19 protein-coding genes are annotated in these 18084 nt (G+C 67.1%); 9 read left to right on the forward strand and 10 right to left on the reverse strand.

Going from position 1 to position 18084, the window contains the following annotated elements; translation table 11 throughout:
- Nucleotides 1–26: 26 nt before the first annotated feature.
- The 4 genes from LHP98_RS11420 to LHP98_RS11435 all read right to left on the reverse strand — a co-directional run bounded on the left by LHP98_RS11420 (nt 27) and on the right by LHP98_RS11435 (nt 4803).
- Nucleotides 27–971 carry a nickel/cobalt transporter gene (locus LHP98_RS11420; protein ID WP_227252665.1) on the reverse strand — a complete coding sequence of 315 codons (945 nt, stop codon included), beginning with the start codon at nt 969–971 and terminating at the stop codon, nt 27–29.
- Nucleotides 956–1663: a DUF1007 family protein gene (locus tag LHP98_RS11425; RefSeq protein ID WP_227252666.1), complete on the reverse strand. Its 708-nt coding sequence runs from the start codon at nt 1661–1663 to the stop codon at nt 956–958. Before LHP98_RS11425 ends, LHP98_RS11420 begins: the two co-directional genes overlap by 16 nt.
- Before the next feature lie 68 nt (nt 1664–1731).
- Entirely contained in the window at nt 1732–2766 is a 1035-nt protein-coding gene (gene ppk2, locus LHP98_RS11430; RefSeq protein WP_227252667.1) for a polyphosphate kinase 2, read from the reverse strand.
- Nucleotides 2767–3042: 276 nt separating this feature from the next.
- Entirely contained in the window at nt 3043–4803 is a 1761-nt protein-coding gene (locus LHP98_RS11435; RefSeq protein WP_227252668.1) for a LuxR C-terminal-related transcriptional regulator, read from the reverse strand.
- Between the two features lie 123 nt (nt 4804–4926).
- Here LHP98_RS11435 and LHP98_RS11440 point away from each other — a divergent pair, with 123 nt between their 5' ends.
- The 5 genes from LHP98_RS11440 (at nt 4927) to LHP98_RS11455 (ending at nt 10277) form a co-directional block, all read left to right on the forward strand.
- Nucleotides 4927–5586 carry a glutathione S-transferase family protein gene (locus tag LHP98_RS11440; RefSeq protein WP_227252669.1) on the forward strand — a complete coding sequence of 220 codons (660 nt, stop codon included), beginning with the start codon at nt 4927–4929 and terminating at the stop codon, nt 5584–5586.
- A gap of 83 nt (nt 5587–5669) precedes the next feature.
- The gene (gene parE / locus LHP98_RS11445; protein WP_227252670.1) at nt 5670–7625 is read left to right on the forward strand and encodes a DNA topoisomerase IV subunit B; all 1956 of its coding nucleotides are present in this window, start codon (nt 5670–5672) and stop codon (nt 7623–7625) included.
- Nucleotides 7626–7675: 50 nt separating this feature from the next.
- The gene (locus LHP98_RS11450; RefSeq protein ID WP_227252671.1) at nt 7676–9010 is read left to right on the forward strand and encodes a DUF262 domain-containing protein; all 1335 of its coding nucleotides are present in this window, start codon (nt 7676–7678) and stop codon (nt 9008–9010) included.
- Nucleotides 9011–9374: 364 nt separating this feature from the next.
- The gene (locus LHP98_RS19485) at nt 9375–9506 is read left to right on the forward strand and encodes a hypothetical protein (RefSeq protein ID WP_264473755.1); all 132 of its coding nucleotides are present in this window, start codon (nt 9375–9377) and stop codon (nt 9504–9506) included.
- Between the two features lie 441 nt (nt 9507–9947).
- Entirely contained in the window at nt 9948–10277 is a 330-nt protein-coding gene (locus LHP98_RS11455; RefSeq protein ID WP_227252672.1) for a GYD domain-containing protein, read from the forward strand.
- 131 nt (nt 10278–10408) lie between these two features.
- On the opposite strand, the gene LHP98_RS11460 is transcribed toward LHP98_RS11455, so the two are convergent.
- Genes LHP98_RS11460 through LHP98_RS11470 form a run of 3 tightly spaced genes read right to left on the reverse strand, consistent with a single transcriptional unit; the run spans nt 10409 to nt 12763 of the window.
- Nucleotides 10409–10801: a c-type cytochrome gene (locus LHP98_RS11460; RefSeq protein WP_227252673.1), complete on the reverse strand. Its 393-nt coding sequence runs from the start codon at nt 10799–10801 to the stop codon at nt 10409–10411.
- Nucleotides 10798–11484, reverse strand: a complete 687-nt coding sequence (locus LHP98_RS11465; RefSeq protein WP_227252674.1) for an ABC transporter ATP-binding protein — start codon at nt 11482–11484, stop codon at nt 10798–10800. The genes LHP98_RS11460 and LHP98_RS11465 overlap by 4 nt, the downstream gene beginning before the upstream one ends.
- On the reverse strand, nt 11477–12763 hold the full coding sequence (locus tag LHP98_RS11470) for a lipoprotein-releasing ABC transporter permease subunit (protein ID WP_227252675.1): 1287 nt from the start codon (nt 12761–12763) through the stop codon (nt 11477–11479). The genes LHP98_RS11465 and LHP98_RS11470 overlap by 8 nt, the downstream gene beginning before the upstream one ends.
- 191 nt (nt 12764–12954) lie before the next feature.
- On the opposite strand from LHP98_RS11470, the gene LHP98_RS11475 reads away from it, so the two are divergent.
- From LHP98_RS11475 to LHP98_RS11490, 4 genes are all read left to right on the forward strand, one after another.
- Nucleotides 12955–13224 carry a hypothetical protein gene (locus LHP98_RS11475; protein ID WP_227252676.1) on the forward strand — a complete coding sequence of 90 codons (270 nt, stop codon included), beginning with the start codon at nt 12955–12957 and terminating at the stop codon, nt 13222–13224.
- 121 nt (nt 13225–13345) lie between these two features.
- The gene (locus LHP98_RS11480; protein ID WP_227252677.1) at nt 13346–13795 is read left to right on the forward strand and encodes a hypothetical protein; all 450 of its coding nucleotides are present in this window, start codon (nt 13346–13348) and stop codon (nt 13793–13795) included.
- Nucleotides 13796–13798: 3 nt separating this feature from the next.
- Nucleotides 13799–14008 carry a helix-turn-helix transcriptional regulator gene (locus LHP98_RS11485; protein WP_227252678.1) on the forward strand — a complete coding sequence of 70 codons (210 nt, stop codon included), beginning with the start codon at nt 13799–13801 and terminating at the stop codon, nt 14006–14008.
- 1 nt (nt 14009) lies between these two features.
- Entirely contained in the window at nt 14010–14990 is a 981-nt protein-coding gene (locus LHP98_RS11490) for an NAD(P)-dependent alcohol dehydrogenase (RefSeq protein WP_227252679.1), read from the forward strand.
- Here the strand turns inward: LHP98_RS11490 and trhA are convergent.
- The 3 genes from trhA to LHP98_RS11505 all read right to left on the reverse strand — a co-directional run bounded on the left by trhA (nt 14957) and on the right by LHP98_RS11505 (nt 18042).
- Nucleotides 14957–15619, reverse strand: coding sequence for a PAQR family membrane homeostasis protein TrhA (trhA, locus tag LHP98_RS11495; RefSeq protein ID WP_227252680.1), 663 nt, complete (start codon nt 15617–15619; stop codon nt 14957–14959). The genes LHP98_RS11490 and trhA overlap by 34 nt on opposite strands.
- 101 nt (nt 15620–15720) lie before the next feature.
- Nucleotides 15721–17061, reverse strand: coding sequence for a proline--tRNA ligase (gene proS, locus LHP98_RS11500; protein WP_227252681.1), 1341 nt, complete (start codon nt 17059–17061; stop codon nt 15721–15723).
- Nucleotides 17062–17256: 195 nt separating this feature from the next.
- Nucleotides 17257–18042 (reverse strand): DNA methyltransferase, encoded by a 786-nt coding sequence (locus LHP98_RS11505; RefSeq protein ID WP_319638937.1) that lies wholly within the window; start codon nt 18040–18042, stop codon nt 17257–17259.
- Nucleotides 18043–18084 lie beyond the last annotated feature (42 nt).

The following is an 18084-nucleotide window of genomic DNA, read 5'->3' on the forward strand; positions in this document are numbered from 1 at the left end:
GACCGGACCCTTGCCGCGGCGCGGCATCAGATCTGATGCGACAGCAGCGCCAAGGCCGCCGCCAGGATCACCCCGCCGGCCACCGCCTCGAGCATTGGCATCGCCCAGCGCGCCGGGCCTTCGGGCAGGGCCACCAGCCCGCCCTCGCGCGCCCAGACCGCCAGCGCCGCCACCGCCACGGTGACGGAAGCCACGCCCAGCCCCATCGCGAAGGCCCCGGCAATGCCCGCTGCCGCAACGCCAAGCTGCCAGGTCAGAACCAGCAGCAGAAGCGCCCCCGAGCAAGGCCGCAGCGCAATGCCGGCAACCAGCAGCGCCGCCTCGCGCACCGAGCCTGCCGCCTCGACCTCGGACAGGGTCGGGCCATGGGTGTGGCCGCAGCCACAGTCGGGCGGATGGTCGGGCCCGTGGTCGTGGTCCTGCGCCGGGTCATGCGTGCGACCATGCCCGGACTCGTGCCGCGGCGCCGGGCTGCGGCGCAGCCGGGCCAGCCCGCGCAGGCCCCGGATCACCAGCCACAGGCCAAGGCCCGCCACCATCAGGTTGCCCGCCGCCGTCACCCAGCCTTCGCCGGCCGCGGTGACCGCATCGCGCGTCAACCCAAGCACCGCCACCGCCGACTGCACCAGCAGCACCGCCACCGCCGCCTGCGCCAGCGCGGCTGCCAGCGCCAGCGCGGAAAGCCGGACCAGCGGCACCCGTCGCGCCAGACCGTAGCCGCCGATCAGCGCCTTGCCGTGCCCCGGCCCGGCGGCGTGCAGCACGCCATAGCCGAAGCACACCGCCAGCAGGCCGGCCACCGCACCCGGCTGGCCGGCGCGCAGCGCCCGCACGGCCGCCGCCAGGCGATCCTGTGTCGTCCGCTGCGCCGCACCGATCCAGTCCGCCAGGGTCTCGAACCCGCCGAGCAGCCACAGCGCCGCCAGCGCCAGGCCCACCGCCAACCCCGCCAGCGTCAGCGCGCGGCGCATGTGACCCGCACTTCTTCGGCATAGCTGTGGCCGATCGCCGGGAAATCCGCCTCGACATCCTGGTCCGCCGCGTATTCCGCCAGCGCCGCCTTCAGCACGTCATCCGCGGCATCAAGGTCCGGCCCCCAGGCCTGGGCGGCGCAGGCCCCGCTGCCGCCGGTCAGCACCACGACGGCATCCAGCTCATAGGCGGTGTAGAACCCCGGATCATAGACCTGCACCAGCAGCGTCTGCGCCCCGATCTCGACCGGGGCCGGCAGCCGGCGCAGGTGCGTGGTGGCGATGCGCCCCTCGGCGTAGGTGGCGGTCCAGGCCTCTGGGCCGCCCAGCGCCAGGTCCTGTTCGCCCAGCAGTGCATAGGTGTCGCCCGGATGGCCCGGTTCCCAGTGCATGTCGAAGCCGACCAGCGCCGCCGCCTCTTGCGCCGTCAGGCGGCCGTCGGCATCGGTGTCGATGCCCCGGTCCGCGATCACCGAAAGCGAGAACAGATCGTCGTAGACCCAGCCGATGCGCACCGCCACGGCCCGGTCCTGATCGTCCAGGATCACCTCGACCGTGGTATCGATCCAGACATGCGGATGCGCGGCGGCCCCGTCGGGCACAAGCGCAACGGCAAGTGACAGGAGAAGCGCCGGGATTGGCGCAGGAACCAGGGACGGCATATGCGACGGGGCGGCGGCACGCGGCATCATGCCCGGCAGTCTAGCCGCCGTCAGCCGCCGAGGCCAAGCCTCCCGTGGCCCCCATCACACGGCCGTGCTCAGCCCTTGCGGATCGCCGGATGCTGAGCCGCGTCCAGGATGTGGCCGGCACTTCCGATCACGTGCGCCGCGCGGCCCACGATCAGCGGGTCAACCTCGCCGATCACCGACCAGTCCTTGCCCGGATACTCGACCGTGGACAGAAAATGCCGCATGCAGTTCAGCCGCGCGCGCTTCTTGTCGTTCGACTTGACGATGTTCCAGGGCGCATCGGCGGTATCGGTGTAGAAGAACATCGCCTCCTTCGCCTCGGTGTAGTCGTCCCAACGGTCGAGGCTGGCCTTGTCGATCGGCGACAGCTTCCACATCTTCAAGGGATCGGTCTCGCGCGCCTTGAACCGGCGCAGTTGTTCGTCGCGGGTGACCGAGAACCAGTATTTGTAAAGCCGGATGCCCGAGCGCACGAGCATCCGCTCAAGCTCTGGCACCTCGCGCATGAATTCCAGGTATTCCGAGGGGCTGCAAAAGCCCATCACCCGTTCCACGCCGGCGCGGTTGTACCAGCTGCGGTCGAAGAACACGATCTCGCCGGTGGTCGGCAGGTGCTGGATATAACGCTGGAAGAACCACTCGCCCTTTTCCTTGTCGCTGGGCTTGGTCAGCGCCACGACGCGGGCGTAGCGGGGGTTCAGATGCTCCATGAACCGCTTGATCGTGCCGCCCTTGCCGGCGGCATCGCGACCTTCCATCAGGATCACGAACTTCTGCCCGGTCTCCTGCGCCCAGATCTGCACCTTCAGCAATTCGGCCTGCAACCGGGCCTTCTCGGCCTCATACGGCCTGCGGCCCATCAGGCGGGCATAAGGATAGCGACCCGACTCGAAGGCCTCGCGAATCGCGTCCGAGGTGATCGAGGGATAGTGCTGCGGGCCGGTCAGCCCCTCTCCACGGCCATCTTCGCCATCGACCTCGGCCACGGCCTCGACCGCGGCGGCAGGCAGCTCCGGGGCTGGATCAACCTTGTCGGGCACCGCCGCGGCGGCGGGACGGACCCCTTTCCTGCGGACAACCCCCTGCGGCGCCTGGTCTTCCATGCGGCATCTCCCTTCGATCCACGACCCGGCAATTCTACATCCAGGCCGTTGAGAAAGCCTTGATGCAGGTCAGACTCGCGTGCGTCGCGGACGGCCGGGGCCGCCAGAAATGTCAAGGCGGCGGACTTGAAGGTCCACCGCCCTGCCCGAAGGGTACGTTTGGTCATTCAAAACGGCTTGTCGTCAATGCCACCACAACTGAATTCAAGCCTACGCTCCGGCCGACGCCAGCCGCATACCCCATTTGCGGTAGGGCAGGAAAAAACGAACCGCAGGTTAGGAATTCCCGACCATCGCCTCGACGGCGTCCAGCACCTGCGGCCATTCCGCAAAGAACAGCAACTGCCCGGTGCGCGGCAGGAAGCGCACCTCAAGCTGCGGAAAGTCGGCCATCAGCTCGCGGATCGTCAGCATCGGGGTCTGCGGGTCCTGATCGCCCTGCAACAGCACGACCGGCACCGGGCAGGCCCGCACGATTCCCGACCAGTCGCGTTCCGAACTGATGCATTCGCGGGTAAAGGCCTCGTGCGCCGACCATTTCTTTGTCAGGCAGGTGTCCGACCCCTCCAGCACCGCCGCCCGCACTTCGGGCCGGGCAAAGGTCTCCATGTCGGCCGGACTGCCGCCATTGACCTGGGAAAAGAAGCTTTCCTTGCCCAGCCGGCGGGCCAGGCTGAAGCCGGCCTGCACCAGGAACGGCAGCACCTTGGGGGCATAGCGGGCATTGGCCAGGATGAAGCGCTGCCACTTGTCCATCCGCTCGTACTGCGCGGCGGTGCGCAGCGGCAACTGGCAGGCACAGCCGACGATGCCGCGCACCAAGTCGGGCCGCGCGGTCGCCAGACTCATGGCAAAGCGCAGGTCGGCGCCCAGCGGCAGGGCGATGGTGCCGGAGACACCCAGGTGGTCCAGCACCGCCGCGTAATCCGCGGTCACCGCCGGAATGTGATCGCTGCCCCTGGGGTGCAGGTCGCTGCGGCCATAGCCCGCCCGCACCGGCACGATCACCCGCAAGCCGCGCGCCCGGGCCGCCCGTTCGGCCGGCGCGGGCCAGCGGATCAGGCCATAGTCCAGATGCAGATACAGCACCGGCCGGCCACCCGGATCACCGAACTCGATCCAGGTCAGACGGCGCCCCTCGGGCGTGCGAATCTCGCGCGGCACCCGCGGCTCCAGGCCGCCCGCCGCCACCTCAGGCCGCAGCGGCGCCAGCCCTTCGGTCGGGATCAGCGCCAGGTCCATCAGCCCCAGCACCACCCGCACCAGTTCGCTCTGGCTGTGCGTCTCGGTCTTGGCCAGGATCGAGCGCAACTGCGTCCGCACCGTTTCGGCGCTGCGCCGCCGCGCCTCGGCGATCTCTTTCACCGGATGGCCCAGGGCGATGCCGCGGACGATCTCGACCTCGGCCGCGGTCAGCCCGAAGGCCTCTTGCACCGTCTTCTCGAACCCTTCCGGCCAGACCAGTTCGGTTGACAAGACCAGCGCCAGCGGCACATCGGCCTCGATCCGGCTCAGCCGCAGGATCACCGGGCTGCCGGTCCGGGTGGACCGGATGCGCAGCGTCACCACCTTCTCGGCCCGCCCACCCGCGACCCGGCGGATTTCCCGTCGCAGCAGCGCGCGGTCCTCTGGCTCGAAGGGAAGCAGGTCGAAGGGGCAGCCGTCGGCCAGGCCCAAGGCCACCCGGGCGGGCCGGTTGCAGGCCGTCACCTGAGGCCCGCCATCCGCCACGAAGGCTGCCGAACGCGGGATATCCTCAAGCACGCTGCGATAGCCGCCGTCCGGGCGTGTCGCTTCGAAGCGGTCCAGGAACACCGTCGCCCGCTTCACGTGCGCTTCGATTTCGGCGTCATCCAGCGCGATCATGCCGTCCATTGGCCCCGCCCGCAGCGGCGCCACCCGGCCCTCCCAGACTTGCAGCAGGTCCGGCAGCCGGATCGGGTCCAGCGCGACGTCGTAAAGCCGGTCCACGATCTCGGCTCTGGGGTCGCGCGGGACGACGTCGGCCAGGCTGGGGGGCGGGTCGCGGTCCGTCATTCGAAAACCTAGGCGCAAGGTTTACCTTAGGGCAAGCAGAATGCAGTGCGGCCCCCATGGACGTTGCGTCGCGCTTGCGCAAGAAATGGGCACACCCAGCCCGTGCCCTGCCAGGAGTCCCCCATGCTTACCCTTTACGGCGTCTATCGCAGTCGCGCCTCGCGCCCGCTCTGGCTGCTTGGCGAAACCGGCACGGCGTTTGCCCATGTGCCGGTGATCCAGGCCTACCGCCTGCCCGACGCCACCGCGGCCGACGCCCCGCTCAACACCGCCTCGGCCGGCTTTCTTGCGGTGAACCCGATGGGCCAGATTCCGGCGATGACCGACGGCGACCTTCTCCTGACCGAGTCGCTGGCGATCACCCTGCATATCGCCCGCACCCGCGGCGGCGCGCTTGGCCCCGCGTCGGAGGCCGAGTTGTCGCAGACCGAGAACTGGTCGCTGTTCGTCGCCACCGCGATCGAGACGCCGGCGCTTGAAATCACCTACACCCTTGCCAACGGCACCGCCGACACGCCCGAGGGCCGCTCGGTCATCGCCATCGCCGCCGAAAAGCTGCGCCGCCCGCTGAAGCGCCTGCAGACCCATCTGGAGACGGCGCCCTGCATGGTTGGCGGGCGCTTCACCGTGGCCGACATCAATGTGGCGGAATGCGTCCGCTACGCCCAGGGCCACCCCAGCCTGCTGGCCGAGTTCCCGGCCGTGAAGGCCTGGATCGAGCGCTGCCAGTCCCGCCCGGCCTTTCAGGCGATGTGGGCCGCGCGGATGGCCGAGCCGGCCTGACCGCAGGCCCGCCGGCCCTACATCTTGCGCCCGCCCCCCCTTGGGTGGTCTAATGCCTGCGCCCAACGACAAGAGCAGAGCCAATGGCGAACGACCTTCTTTCCCAGGCCGTGGGAACCTATGACGCCTCGTCGATCGAGGTGCTGGAACCGCTTGAGGCCGTCCGCCTGCGCCCCGGGATGTACATTGGCGGCATCGACGAACGCGCCTATCACCACCTGGCGGCCGAGATCCTTGACAACTCGATGGACGAGGCGGTGGCCGGCCACGCCAACCGCATCGAGGTGGAACTGCTGGCCGACGGGTCGCTGACCATCCGCGACAACGGCCGCGGCATCCCGGTCGACCCGCACCCGAAATTCCCCGACAAATCCGCGCTTGAGGTCATCCTCTGCACCCTGCATTCCGGCGGCAAGTTCAACGGCAAGGCCTATGAAACCAGCGGCGGGTTGCACGGCGTCGGCTCTTCGGTGGTCAACGCCCTGTCGGACCAGCTTCGCGTCGAGGTGGCCCGCAACAAGGAACTCCACGTCCAGGAATTCTCGCGCGGCAAACCGCTTGCCCCCATCCGCCTGGTCGGCCCGGCGCCCAACCGCCGCGGCACATCCGTCACCTTCCACCCCGACCCGCAGATCTTCGGCTCGCAATCCTTCCGGCCCGCCCGGCTGATGAAGATGGCCCGCTCCAAGGCCTACCTCTTCTCCGGCGTCGAAATCCGCTGGAAATCCGCTGTCCCCGACGGCGACATGCCGCTCGAGGCCACCTTCCACTTCCCCGGCGGCCTGGCCGACTATCTGTCCGACCAGCTTGACCGGGTGACGACCTATGCCGAGCGCCCCTTCGCCGGCAAAGTGTCGTTCCAGGACCGCTTCAACGTGCCCGGCAGCGTGGAATGGGCCATCAACTGGACCCCCGCCCGCGACGGTTTCCTGTCCAGCTACTGCAACACCGTCCCCACCCCCGAAGGCGGCACGCATGAGGCCGGCTTCTGGGCCGCCATCCTCAAGGGCATCAAGGCCTATGGCGAGCGGATCAAGAACCGCAAGGCGGAAGCCATCACCCGCGACGACATGCTGACGGGCGGCTGCGCGATGATCTCGGTCTTCATCCGCGAACCCCAGTTCGTCGGCCAGACGAAAGACCGCCTGGCCACCGAGGAAGCCGCAAGATGGGTGGAAACCGCAGTCCGCGACCGCTTTGACACCTGGCTGGCCGCCGACCCCAAATCCGCCGGCGCCATCCTTGATTTCCTGGTGCTGCGCGCCGAGGAACGCCTCAAGCGCCGGCAGGAAAAGGAAACCCAGCGCAAGACCGCCACGAAAAAGCTGCGCCTCCCCGGCAAGCTGGTCGACTGTTCCGCCACCGACCGCACCGGCACCGAGCTTTTCATCGTCGAGGGCGACAGCGCCGGCGGCAGCGCCAAGGGCGCCCGCGACCGCACCTTCCAGGCCCTCCTGCCGCTGAAAGGCAAGATCCTCAACGTCCTCGGCGCGGCTTCGGCCAAGCTGAACGACAACTCCGAAATCCGCGACATCTGTGAGGCCTTGGGCGTCGGCATGGGCACCCGCTTCCGCCTGGACGACCTGCGCTACGACAAGATCATCATCATGACCGACGCCGACGTCGACGGCGCCCACATCGCGTCATTGCTGATGACCTTCTTCTTCACCCAGATGCGCCCCTTGATCGACAAGGGCCACCTCTACCTCGCCTGCCCCCCCCTTTACCGCCTGACCCAAGGCGCAAAACGCCTTTACGTGTCAGACGACGCCGGGAAAGAGGAATGGCTGCTGAAGGGCCTGGGCGGCAAAGGCAAGATCGACGTGCAACGCTTCAAGGGCCTTGGGGAAATGGACGCCAAGGACCTGAAAGACACCACGATGAACCCCGAAACCCGCAAGCTGATCCGGGTGAGCATCGACGAGGAGGAACCCGGCGACACCAGCGACCTGGTCGAGCGCCTGATGGGCAAGAAGCCGGAACTGCGGTTCCAGTATATTCAGGAAAACGCGCGGTTCGTGGAGGAGCTTGATGTTTGAGAACTGGCAACTATGCTCACTTGAAAAGGTTGATTCAGGGTCGTGTTCATATGTCTGAAGAGCTCGAGTTCGACGATGGCGACGATGAGTACATCGACAACAGCAACGTCAACGCGTTTTCACCTATGCGCTTCAACACAATGCAACGCAAAGTCAGGGACTTGCTTTCTGACTACGTCAACAAAGAGCTTGATCCGCGCCCTTCCTTTCAGAGAGGGTTTGTGTGGGACAAGGGCAGGGCTTCTCGATTAATTGAGTCCATCCTACTAAACGTTCCATTGCCTCTAATCTATACGGCAGAGGAGCCTGATAAAACGGAAGTTGTTATTGATGGGCAGCAGCGACTTCTATCCGTTTTCGGATTCGTGCAGGGAAAGTTTCCGAGAGAGCAACAAATCTTCAGGCTAACCGGCCTCAAACTTCTTAAGGAACTGAACGGGCTTTCATTTGACAAGCTGGAAGAAGGGCAGAAGAAGGCCATCCAAGACTATATCTTTCAAATAATCAAGATATCAAATGAGTCACACGCTGACGTGAAGTTTGAAATCTTCGAGCGACTGAACTCCGGATCTGTTACCCTCAATGCTCAAGAATTGCGGAATTGCGTCTATCGCGGAAATTTTAATGATGTATTGCGCAAGTTGGCGCAGAACCCTGACTTTAGGACCATTCTTGGTGGCTCGAGTACAACCAGTAGAATGCAGGATGCTGAGCTTGTTCTTAGGTTCTTGGCATTCTATGAGAGAACCTACCTGAACTATCCCGGGGCCATGAAGTCTTTTCTTAACGACTTCATGAATGACTTCAGGAACATTTCCGCTGAGAAGGCCGATCAGTTTGATCAGGTATTTAGGCAAGCAGCAAGCTTGTCGCTGTCCGTTTTTGGCAGCAATGCATTTCGAAAATTCACCCTCGGAAGACCGGGCCAGACAAGCGGAAGCTGGGAAAACCAACTCAACCGACCGCTTTTCGACATCGTTATGTGGGGCTTTACTCGCTTTGACAAGAACCAAGTTATCAACCATATTGACGAGATAAGAAACTCTCTAATCGAACTTATGACGACGAGCACCACATTCGTTGACTCGATCACTGCAGCCGTTGGCGATAAAGCCAAGACACAGTTTAGATTTGAGCTTTGGCACGATACGCTGAAGGAAATAATTCTTTCGCCAAAGCAGGGACGAACATTCAACTCCAAGATTCGTCGATCATTGTTCGAAATGAATCCAGTTTGTGCGATCTGTCAACAAGCGATCCATACTCTGGATGATGCACACGTTGACCATATCAAACCTTACGTCGCTGGTGGGGCAACAGATTCTTCCAATGCTCAGTTGACCCATCGTTACTGCAATCTTCAGAAGGCCTCAAAGCAAGGTTAGCGGACAGAGTGTCCGCTTCAGTGCACAATCTTATCGACGTATCTGATCCCCGGCAGCTTTGCACCCCGGCGGGGTGACGGACGGAAACCTTGCAAGGCGCCCCTTGCCCCCCCGGCCCTCGCAGGCGTGCTCGGGCGTTCGGGGCTGAAAAAGGTTCACCGGACCTTTTTCGCGGCGCAGGCGCCGCCGCCCCTCACCCCCTTGCCTTCCCCGCCGCAAACCCCCACCTTTCCCCCACAGGCTCCGCCCCCCGCGCCCCGCGCGGCCCGCCCCTGATGCCCCTGCGCCGGCCCCGTGCCAGCCCCGGCGGCAGCGATCCTCCCGGCAGCCGCCGGGCTGGACCCCCGGCACAAAGGAACCCCAGATGTCCAAGGAAAAAAGCAAGGGCAACAAAGAGGCCAAGAAGCCCAAGCGGGAAACCCCCAAGGTTCTGGCCACCGCGAATTCCGGCCTTAGCAAGGACGGCACCACCATCGCGGGCAAGAAGGTCAGGTAGAGTTGCGGAGGGTGCTCCCAGGCGCACCTTCCGGGGTCTGCCCCGCACCCCCACCCTGTCGGATTTGCCGGAACCAGGCCTGATCGCGCCCGACCCGCCCCGCAACGTCGGGCGCGGCACGGGGAAAGGGGTCCGCCGGCGGGAAAGACCGCCAGATGTCGCGCGGGGTTCACCGCGGGCAGCGGAATGCGCGCGACGCCCGTCCCCGGTTTCCGCGCGTAAATCGGCCGTCTCAGCGGCGCCCGTGTGGCCCCCCGTATCGCCCCCCCCCTTCACGCACCATCACGCCATCGCCGTCCCGCCCTTCCACCGCAATCCCCACCCACGACAGGCACCTGTCAAAAACCCATCTCCCATGTTAACCTTTTCGCCGTGCCGCAGGCCCGATCTGCCCGGCGTTCCGCCCCGGACGAGGTTTGCAGCCGCAGGGGAGGTTCCACAATGGCTCGCTACATCATCACCGGCAGCTACACCGCCGCGGCCGTTCATGGCATGATCGCCCGGCCCAGCGACCGCGCCGCCGCCACCGGCGCACTCGTCAAGGCGGGGGCCGGCACGATGGAAACCTACTACCTGACCACCGGCGACCATGATTTCCTGATGGTCGTCCAGGCCGACGACATGCAGAGGATGCTGGCCTCGCTCTTGGTGGCAAGCGCCTCTGGCGCGGTGACGGGCCTGAAGACCGTGCAGGCCTTCACCTCGGACGAATTCCTGGCGGCGCAAAAGGCCGCAGGGGCGATCGCCGCGGCCTACAAGGCGCCGAACTGACCAACCCCGAGGGGCGCCTTGCGTGCGCCCCTCCGCTCCACGCGCCAAGGGTTTGCTTTTCCGGAAATACCCTGCGGGGGTGTGGGGGTGCAAGACCCCCACGCGGCGCGGGCGGCGGGATGTGCCCCGTCCTACTCCTGCAGACGCTCGATATGCTCGGCCAGTTGCACCAGGCGCAGCGGCGTGGGCGTCTCGCGCCCGTCACCGGAATCATAGGGCACCAGCGGGCTGTCCAGCAAAGGGCCGAAGTTCGGCATGATCGCCGCCCCGTCGCGGCCCCCAGTGTAGCCCCAGATCTTCGCCATCACCCGCAGCTTCGGAAACTCGCCCCCGTTGCGCCGCGACAGCCGGGTCAGGTCGGCCGGTTTCGCCGTCAGCCCCGAGACCATGGTCCCGTCGCCCTTGGCCGCCGGGCCGTGGCAGGCGGAACAGTAGGCCGCGAAGTCCTCGGCGCCGGTCGGTTCCTCCGGCGGCACGCAGGCCGCCAGAACCAACAGCGCCACGCCCAGAACGATCCGTCTCATGGCTTGCCCTCCACCACGCGGCACTGATCCAGCCGCACCACCCGGTCCATCCGCGCCGCCAGCTCCAGGTTGTGGGTCGCGATCAGCGCGGCCATGCCCGTCGCCCGCACCAGGTCCATCAGCGCGCCGAATACCTGCTCGGATGTGCCCGGGTCCAGATTGCCCGTCGGCTCGTCCGCAAGCAACAGCCTTGGCGCGTTGGCCAGCGCGCGGCAGAACGCCACCCGCTGCTGCTCGCCCCCCGACAGCGCCGCCGGCCGGTGCCCCGCCCGCGCCGCCACGCCGACCCGGCCCAGAAGGTCCATCCCGCGCGCCTGCGCCGCCGCCGCCGCCACCCCGTTCGCCAGCTGCGGGATCACCACGTTCTCCAAGGCACTGAACTCGGGCAAAAGGTGGTGGAACTGGTAGATGAAGCCCACCTCGCTGCGCCGCGCCTCGGTGCGGGCGCGGTCGCCAAGGCCGCCCATCTCGCGCCCCCCCAGGCTCACGCGCCCCGCATCCGGCGTGTCCAGCAGCCCCGCGATGTGCAGCAGCGTCGATTTCCCCGCGCCCGAGGGGGCCACCAGCGCCACCACCTCGCCCACGGCCACCCGCAGGCTGGCCCCGCGCAGCACCAGCACTTCCGAAGGCTTGCCGCGGTTGTAGCCCTTTTCCAGCCCCTCCAGCACCAGCGCGTCACTCATAGCGCAGCGCCTCGACCGGGTTCATCCGGGCCGCGCGGCGGGCCGGGAAGATGGTCACCACGAACGAAAGCCCCAAGGACAGCGCCACCGCCGACAGCACGTCCGCGCCCTGCAGCCGGGCCGGCAGCGCATAGATGCCGCGGATCGAGGGATCCCAGACCTCCTGCCCGGTCAGGCTGTTCAGCGCCGCCATGATGCTGTCGATGTTCAGCGCGAAGAGGCACCCCAGCACAACGCCCAGCGCGGTGCCGATCACCCCGGTGAAGGCGCCGCAGATGAAGAACACCCGCAGGATGCTGCCTTCGGTCAACCCCATCGTGCGCAGGATGCCGATGTCGCGGCCCTTGTTCTTGACCAGCATGATCAGGCCCGAGACGATGTTCATCGCCGCGATCAGCACCAGGATCGACAGGATCACGAACATCACGTTGTCTTCAATGTCCAGCGCCCGCAGAAAGGCCCCCGCGCTGTCCTTCCAGGTCCAGATCAGCGCCTCGGGCCCGGCGGCGTTCAGCACCGGCAGGGCCATGTCGTCGATCCGGTCGGGGTTCTCGACCATCACCTCGATCTCGTCGGCGAACCCCTCGCGGTTGAAGAAGGCCTGCGCCTCGGCAAAGGGCATGTAGATGCGGGCCTTGTCGATGTCATACCGCCCGGCGGTGAAGATGTAGACCACCTCGTAGGCGTTGACCCGCGGGCTGGACCCGAAGGCCGTCTTCACCCCGGAAGGCGAGATCACCCGCACCCGGTCGCCCACCGTGACCCCGACCTCGCGCGCCAGCACCGAACCCAGCGCAATGCCCTCGGGGAACCGCGCCAGATCGCCGATCGCCTCGGCCCCCTCGCCGACGCGGGGGATCGACGCCAGATCCTCGGGTGCTATGCCATAGACCTCGGCGCCATTGGTGCGCTCGCCGTCCGTCACCATCACCTGGCCACGGATCAGCGGCGCCGCCCGCGTCACCCCGGGCACCGCCGCGATCCCCTGCGACAGCGCGGCATAGTCGCCGAAGCCCTTGAGCTGCACCCCGTCCTCGTCGATCCGGTCGGTGGTATAGACGGTGACATGGGCGTTGGCGCCCAGGATGGTGTCGACGAATTCGGCCCGGAACCCGGCCCGCACCGCCAGCGTCACGATCAGCGCAAAGACCGCAAGCGTGATGCCGATGAGCGAAATCCAGGTCATCACGCTGACCCCGCCCTCGGCCCGCCTTGCGCGCAGATAGCGCCAGGCGATCATCCATTCGAACCCGCTGAAAGGTGCCGTCCTGCCCGCCATGCCGCCTGCTTTCTGATTGGTCGCGAACCTGACCGGTTCGCGCCGAAAGGTCAAGGAAGCCGGCGGCGCCTTGCCGACCTGCCGGCCCGTGAAACCCCGTCATGGCGGGCCGCCGCGCTTCGCGGCATGCTCGCCTTGCGCCCGCGGGATTGGCGGGCGCCGGTCAAGACCTTTCCGGACAGGAGACACCGATGCGCATTCTTCCCCTGATCGCCGCCCTTGCCGCCGCGGGCTTCCTTGCCGCCTGCGATGACAAGGACGACTGCACCCCCGAGGCCGCCCAGAAAAAGGCCGCCGACCTGTCGGCGAAGATCACCGAGGTTGGCACCACCGATCCGGCGAAGCTGGCCGAACTGGGGCCGAAGATCCAGGAACTGGCCGCCAAGGCGCAGGCCGGCGGCGATGATCTGAGCGAGGCCTGCAAGGCCATGGACGAGATGCTGGCCGAACTGTCGAAGTAGGCCCCCCGGGGCGGCCGGGTGGCCGGCCGCCCTGTCTTTGCCACCGCCATGTAAAGAATCTTTGACTCGGTGTCGACTTTTGCTTACCAAATGTCGCCAAACCCAGACACGGAGCCTTCCCATGTCCTTTGGCGAGCGTGAGGCGCTGACCGGCCTTCTGACCACCCTGATCGTGATCGCGCTGTTCCTCTGGCGCCTCTCGGGCCAGCATGACGCCGGCCTGTTCGACGGCCCGCAGGCGTTGCAGGCCTGGGCGCGGTCGGTGCTGGTGCTGGTCGCGGTCTCGATCCCGGTCGCCATTGCGGTGACCGTCGCCGTCCATGCCGGCTATGCCGCGCTGAGCGGCGAGAAAGACCTGGACGACCGCCGCGACGAACGCGACGCCCAGATCGAACGGCGGGCGCTGGCCTGGGCCTGGTATGTGCTGTCCTTTGCCCTGCTGGGCGTGATCGTCGACCTTGCGCTGGGGGCCAGCGCGTTGCGCGCGATGACGCTGGTGCTGGCGGCCACGGCGGCGGCCGAGGTGTTCAAGGACATCTTCAAGCTGGCCCTCTACCGGCGCGGGGCCTGAACCGTGGCCCGGATTGAAAACCGCATCCGCCGCCTGCGCTTTGACGCCGGCGAGATGACGCAGAAAGACCTGGCCGACCGGGTTGGCGTGACGCGCCAGACCATCCTGGCCATCGAGGGGGCGAAGTATTTCCCGACGCTCGACCTTGCCTTCCGTATCGCCCGCGCCTTCGGGTTGGGCCTGGATGAGGTGTTCACCTTCCATGACGACTGACATGAAAGCCGCCCTTTGCCGCCACTACGGCCCGCCCGAGGGGGTCAAGATCGCCAACCATCCCCGGCCCATCCCGCGCGGCGATCAGGCCTTGGTCCGCGTCACCGCTGCCGCCGTGACGCTGGGCGATGCCCGCCTGCGGGCCGCGCGGGTGCCGGCCGGGATGGGGCCGCTGGTCCGGCTGGCCTTTGGCCTGCGCGCGCCGCGCCATCCGGTGCTGGGGATGAACTTCGCGGGCATCCTGGCCCAGGACGGGCCGTTTCCGCAAGGCACCCGCGTCATGGGCGTCACCGGCCTGCGCGGCGGCGCCCATGCCGAATACGTTGCGGCCGCCGCCGACCGCCTGTTCCCCATTCCCCAAGGCCTGACCGACGCCGAAGCCGCCGGCTTCTTCTTCGGCGGCCTCACCGCGGCAAGCTACCTGCTGGACAAGGCCCGCCTCGCCCCCGGCACCCGCCTTCTGGTGAACGGCGCGACCGGAGAGGTCGGCTGTGCCGCGATCCAGATCGCCGCCCACGCCGGCGCGCAGCTCACCGCCACGGCGCGGGCGGAAAACCACGGCTTCGCCCGCAGCCTGGGCGCCATCGAGACGCACGACTATCGCCAGGGCCTGCCGCAAGGCCCCTTCGACGTGATCCTTGACGTGGCCGGCACCCTGCCCTGGGCGCGGGCGAAGCCCCTTCTCGCCCCCGGCGGCACGCTGCTGCTGGTCACCGCCTCGCTGTGGCAGACGCTGGGCGCCCTTCTGCGCCCAAGGCGCGGGTCGCACCGCGTGGCGGCCGGCGTCGCGCTGGACACCCCGGCCGCCATGGCCCGCCTTCTGCGGCTACATGCCGAGGGCGCCTTCCGCCCCGTCATCGGCGCCAGCTTTCCGTTTGCGGATATCGCCAAGGCCCATGCGCTTGCCGACTCTGGCCACAAGCGCGGCAGCGGGGTGGTGCTGATGGATCAGGCCACCGCCACCGCAATGGCGGCAAAGTGAAGCCCGGCGGCCACCGCCACGAACAGGTGCCACAGCGCCGCCTGAAACCGCAGGGACGACCAGGCGTAGAAGAAGATGCCGGCGACATAGGTCATCCCGCCGGCCAGCAGCAGCCACAGCGACGCCCCCGGCAGTGCCGCGCCCAGCGGGCCGATGGCGATGACGCCGATCCAGCCCAGCCCGACATAGGCCACCACCGCCGCTCGGTCGAACCGGCCCGGCAAGACCAGCTTGATCACCACCCCCACCAGCGCCAGCACCCAGACCGAGCTGCCCAGGCCGATGGCCCAGCCCATCTGGTCAAGCTGCGCGATCACCGCCGTATAGGTGCCCGCGATCATCAGGTAGATCGCCGAATGGTCGAACCGCCGCAGCAGCCACTTCAGTGCGCTTGGCGGCGTCATGTTGTAGGCCAGCGAAAAGCCCCACATCAGGAAGAACCCGGCCGCATAGACCGCCAGTGCCGCGACCGTGCCCACCCCCGCTTCGCGCAGGGCATGGCCCAAGAGCAGCGGGAACGCGATCAGCCCGGCCAGGATCGCCAGACCATGCACGATGCCATCGGCCAGTTGCTCGCCCGTCGAGGGCGGCCGCGAGGTCAACACCGGGTGGTTTTCGGGCAGTCCCATCTGGCAGGTCCGTCTTTCCGCGCCCCCCCAGAATGCCTGGGCGTTGTAACAGGTCAACGGTTCTGCAGCCAGTGTGACGCAAGGTCAGGGACCGCGCGGCCTCAGGGATGCGCGGCGTAGATCTGTGCCAGGCGGTCCACCGCGGCCTCGGGCGTCAGCTCTTCGCTTTCCCCGGTGCGGCGGCTGGTCAGCTCCACCTTGCCCGCCGCCAGGCCGCGCGGGCCGACGGTGATGCGCCAGGGCAGGCCGATCAGGTCCATGGTGGCGAACTTGGCGCCGGCGCGTTCGTCGCGGTCGTCGTAAAGCGGTTCCAGCCCGCGGGCCAGCAGCGCCTTTTCCAGCCCCGCGCAGGCCGCGTCGGCCGCCGCGTCGCCCTGTTTCAGGTTGACGATGCCGACCGGGAAGGGCGTAACACCCTCGGGCCAGATGATGCCCTTGTCGTCATGGCTGGCCTCGATGATGGCGCCCAAGAGGCGGCTGACGCCGATGCCGTGCGACCCCATCTCGACCGGCACGCGATGGCCCTCGGCGGTGGTCACGCTGGCGCCCATCGCCTCGGAGTACTTGGTGCCGAAATAGAAGATCTGCCCCACCTCGATGCCGCGGCCGACCTTGCGGTGCGCCTCGGGGATGGCGTCGAAGACCGCCGGATCGTGGGTCTCGTCGGTGCGGGCGTACAGCGTGGTGAACTCCTCGCAGACCTTCGCCACGGCGGCGCGGTCGTCATAGTCGATCTCGCGCGCGCCCAGTTTCAGCCCGGTCACGCGGTCGTCGTAGAACACCTCTGACTCGCCGGTGTGGGCCAGCACCAGGAATTCATGCGTGTTGTCGCCGCCGATGGGGCCAGAGGCGGCGCGCATCGGGATGGCGGTCAGGCCCATGCGTTCGTAGGTCCGCAGGTAGCTGACCATGTGGCGGTTGTAGGCGTGCAGCGCCGCGTCGCGGTCGACGTCGAAGTTGTAGCCGTCCTTCATCAGGAACTCGCGCCCCCGCATGACGCCGAAGCGGGGGCGCATCTCGTCGCGGAACTTCCACTGGATGTGATACAGCGTCAGCGGCAGGTCCTTGTAGCTGCTGACATGGGCGCGGAAGATGTCGGTGATCATCTCCTCGTTGGTCGGGCCGTAAAGCATGTCGCGGTCCTGCCGGTCCTTGATCCGCAGCATCTCCTGCCCGTAGTCGTCGTAGCGGCCGCTTTCGCGCCAGAGGTCGGCGGGCTGCAGGGTGGGCATCAGCAGGGGGATGTGGCCGGCACGCTGCTGTTCCTGGTGGACGATCTCCTCGATCCGGCGCAGCACGCGGTAGCCCAGCGGCAGCCAGGAATAGATGCCGGCCGCCTGCTGCTTGATCATGCCGGCCCGCAGCATGTAGCGGTGCGAGACGATCTGGGCCTCGGCGGGGTTTTCCTTGAGGACGGGCAGGAAGTAGCGGGTCAGACGCATGGGGCGCGGCCTTCTTGGCTGAGGACGCCCGCTTCCTAGCGGGAACCGGGGCGGCGGGCAAGGCGGCAGGGGTGTCCCACGATGGGACACGTCACGCCGCAAAGGATTCCAAGGGGTTACGAATCCATTTTAGGGATTTGTTAAGGAATGGCCCGCGAACGAGGGGGGGAAATCGACGGCAGAGCGAACCCCGCCCTACAGATCCAGCGCCCCCTGGCGGGTGGCGTCCTCTTCCCGGGCGGCGCGCTTGAAGGTGTCTTCGCGGCGGGCGGGCAGGTGGACTGCGCGTTCGCGCAGCGCCGTGGCTTGCTCGACGGTCACGATCTGCACCCTTGGAACGGGCGCGAAGCCGGCTTCTTCGTGCAGGCCGGCCGAAGCCGCCTCGGCCACCATCGGCTTGGTCGGTTCGGTCAGGGTCAGGAACACGCCGATCCCGGCCTTCTCCCGCTCGATCACGCCCTTGAGGTCGCGGATCATGCTGACGCCGACATTGTCACCCGCCTTGACCGAGACGATGCCATGCCCGGTCTTGCCATAGTACAGCCGCCCGTCCAGGCCCCGGTCGGCCCCCTTCTTCCCCAGGTTGCCCGGCTGCGCGTCGATCAGCGACAGCGCCCATTTCTCGAACTCGTGATACTTGCCCCGCGCCGCCAGATCGCGCGCACCGGCGAGGTCTTGCGGCACGCCGTGGGTGAGGAACTGCACGCCGGGGAAGGCAGCCCGCAGGCGCTTTTCGATCAGGCCGATGGCCAGATGGGTGACGTCGATGCCGATCCACTGCCGCCCGAGTTTCTCGGCCGCATGGACGGATGTGCCGCAACCGCAGAACGGATCAAGCACCACATCGCCGGGGTTGGACGAGGCGTTGAGGATGCGTTCGAGGAGAGCGACGGGTCTGGGTGAGTCAACCGATCTCCGCCCTATGAGGGTTGGCCTTTGAAACCGCGTCCTCAATGCAACGGGCGCGGCGCGCCAGAACAAGACAAGAACGCCACTCTAGACAACTGGACTTCGCAGAATATC

Source organism: Rhodobacter sp. Har01 (genome assembly GCF_020564565.1).
GTDB lineage: Bacteria > Pseudomonadota > Alphaproteobacteria > Rhodobacterales > Rhodobacteraceae > Pseudogemmobacter.

Bases quoted from the DNA above. Each gene is read 5' to 3' on its own strand.
- LHP98_RS11450 (WP_227252671.1), top strand. From the start codon at position 7,676: ATGTCTGAAGAGCTCGAGTTCGACGATGGCGACGATGAGTACATCGAC.
- LHP98_RS11455 (WP_227252672.1), top strand. From the start codon at position 9,948: ATGGCTCGCTACATCATCACCGGCAGCTACACCGCCGCGGCCGTTCAT.
- ppk2 (WP_227252667.1), bottom strand. From the start codon at position 2,766: ATGGAAGACCAGGCGCCGCAGGGGGTTGTCCGCAGGAAAGGGGTCCGT.
- LHP98_RS11440 (WP_227252669.1), top strand. From the start codon at position 4,927: ATGCTTACCCTTTACGGCGTCTATCGCAGTCGCGCCTCGCGCCCGCTC.
- LHP98_RS11490 (WP_227252679.1), top strand. From the start codon at position 14,010: ATGAAAGCCGCCCTTTGCCGCCACTACGGCCCGCCCGAGGGGGTCAAG.
- proS (WP_227252681.1), bottom strand. From the start codon at position 17,061: ATGCGTCTGACCCGCTACTTCCTGCCCGTCCTCAAGGAAAACCCCGCC.
- LHP98_RS11425 (WP_227252666.1), bottom strand. From the start codon at position 1,663: ATGATGCCGCGTGCCGCCGCCCCGTCGCATATGCCGTCCCTGGTTCCT.
- LHP98_RS11480 (WP_227252677.1), top strand. From the start codon at position 13,346: ATGTCCTTTGGCGAGCGTGAGGCGCTGACCGGCCTTCTGACCACCCTG.
- LHP98_RS19485 (WP_264473755.1), top strand. From the start codon at position 9,375: ATGTCCAAGGAAAAAAGCAAGGGCAACAAAGAGGCCAAGAAGCCCAAG.
- LHP98_RS11435 (WP_227252668.1), bottom strand. From the start codon at position 4,803: ATGACGGACCGCGACCCGCCCCCCAGCCTGGCCGACGTCGTCCCGCGC.
- LHP98_RS11460 (WP_227252673.1), bottom strand. From the start codon at position 10,801: ATGAGACGGATCGTTCTGGGCGTGGCGCTGTTGGTTCTGGCGGCCTGC.
- trhA (WP_227252680.1), bottom strand. From the start codon at position 15,619: ATGGGACTGCCCGAAAACCACCCGGTGTTGACCTCGCGGCCGCCCTCG.
- LHP98_RS11465 (WP_227252674.1), bottom strand. From the start codon at position 11,484: ATGAGTGACGCGCTGGTGCTGGAGGGGCTGGAAAAGGGCTACAACCGC.
- LHP98_RS11420 (WP_227252665.1), bottom strand. From the start codon at position 971: ATGCGCCGCGCGCTGACGCTGGCGGGGTTGGCGGTGGGCCTGGCGCTG.
- LHP98_RS11475 (WP_227252676.1), top strand. From the start codon at position 12,955: ATGCGCATTCTTCCCCTGATCGCCGCCCTTGCCGCCGCGGGCTTCCTT.
- parE (WP_227252670.1), top strand. From the start codon at position 5,670: ATGGCGAACGACCTTCTTTCCCAGGCCGTGGGAACCTATGACGCCTCG.
- LHP98_RS11470 (WP_227252675.1), bottom strand. From the start codon at position 12,763: ATGGCGGGCAGGACGGCACCTTTCAGCGGGTTCGAATGGATGATCGCC.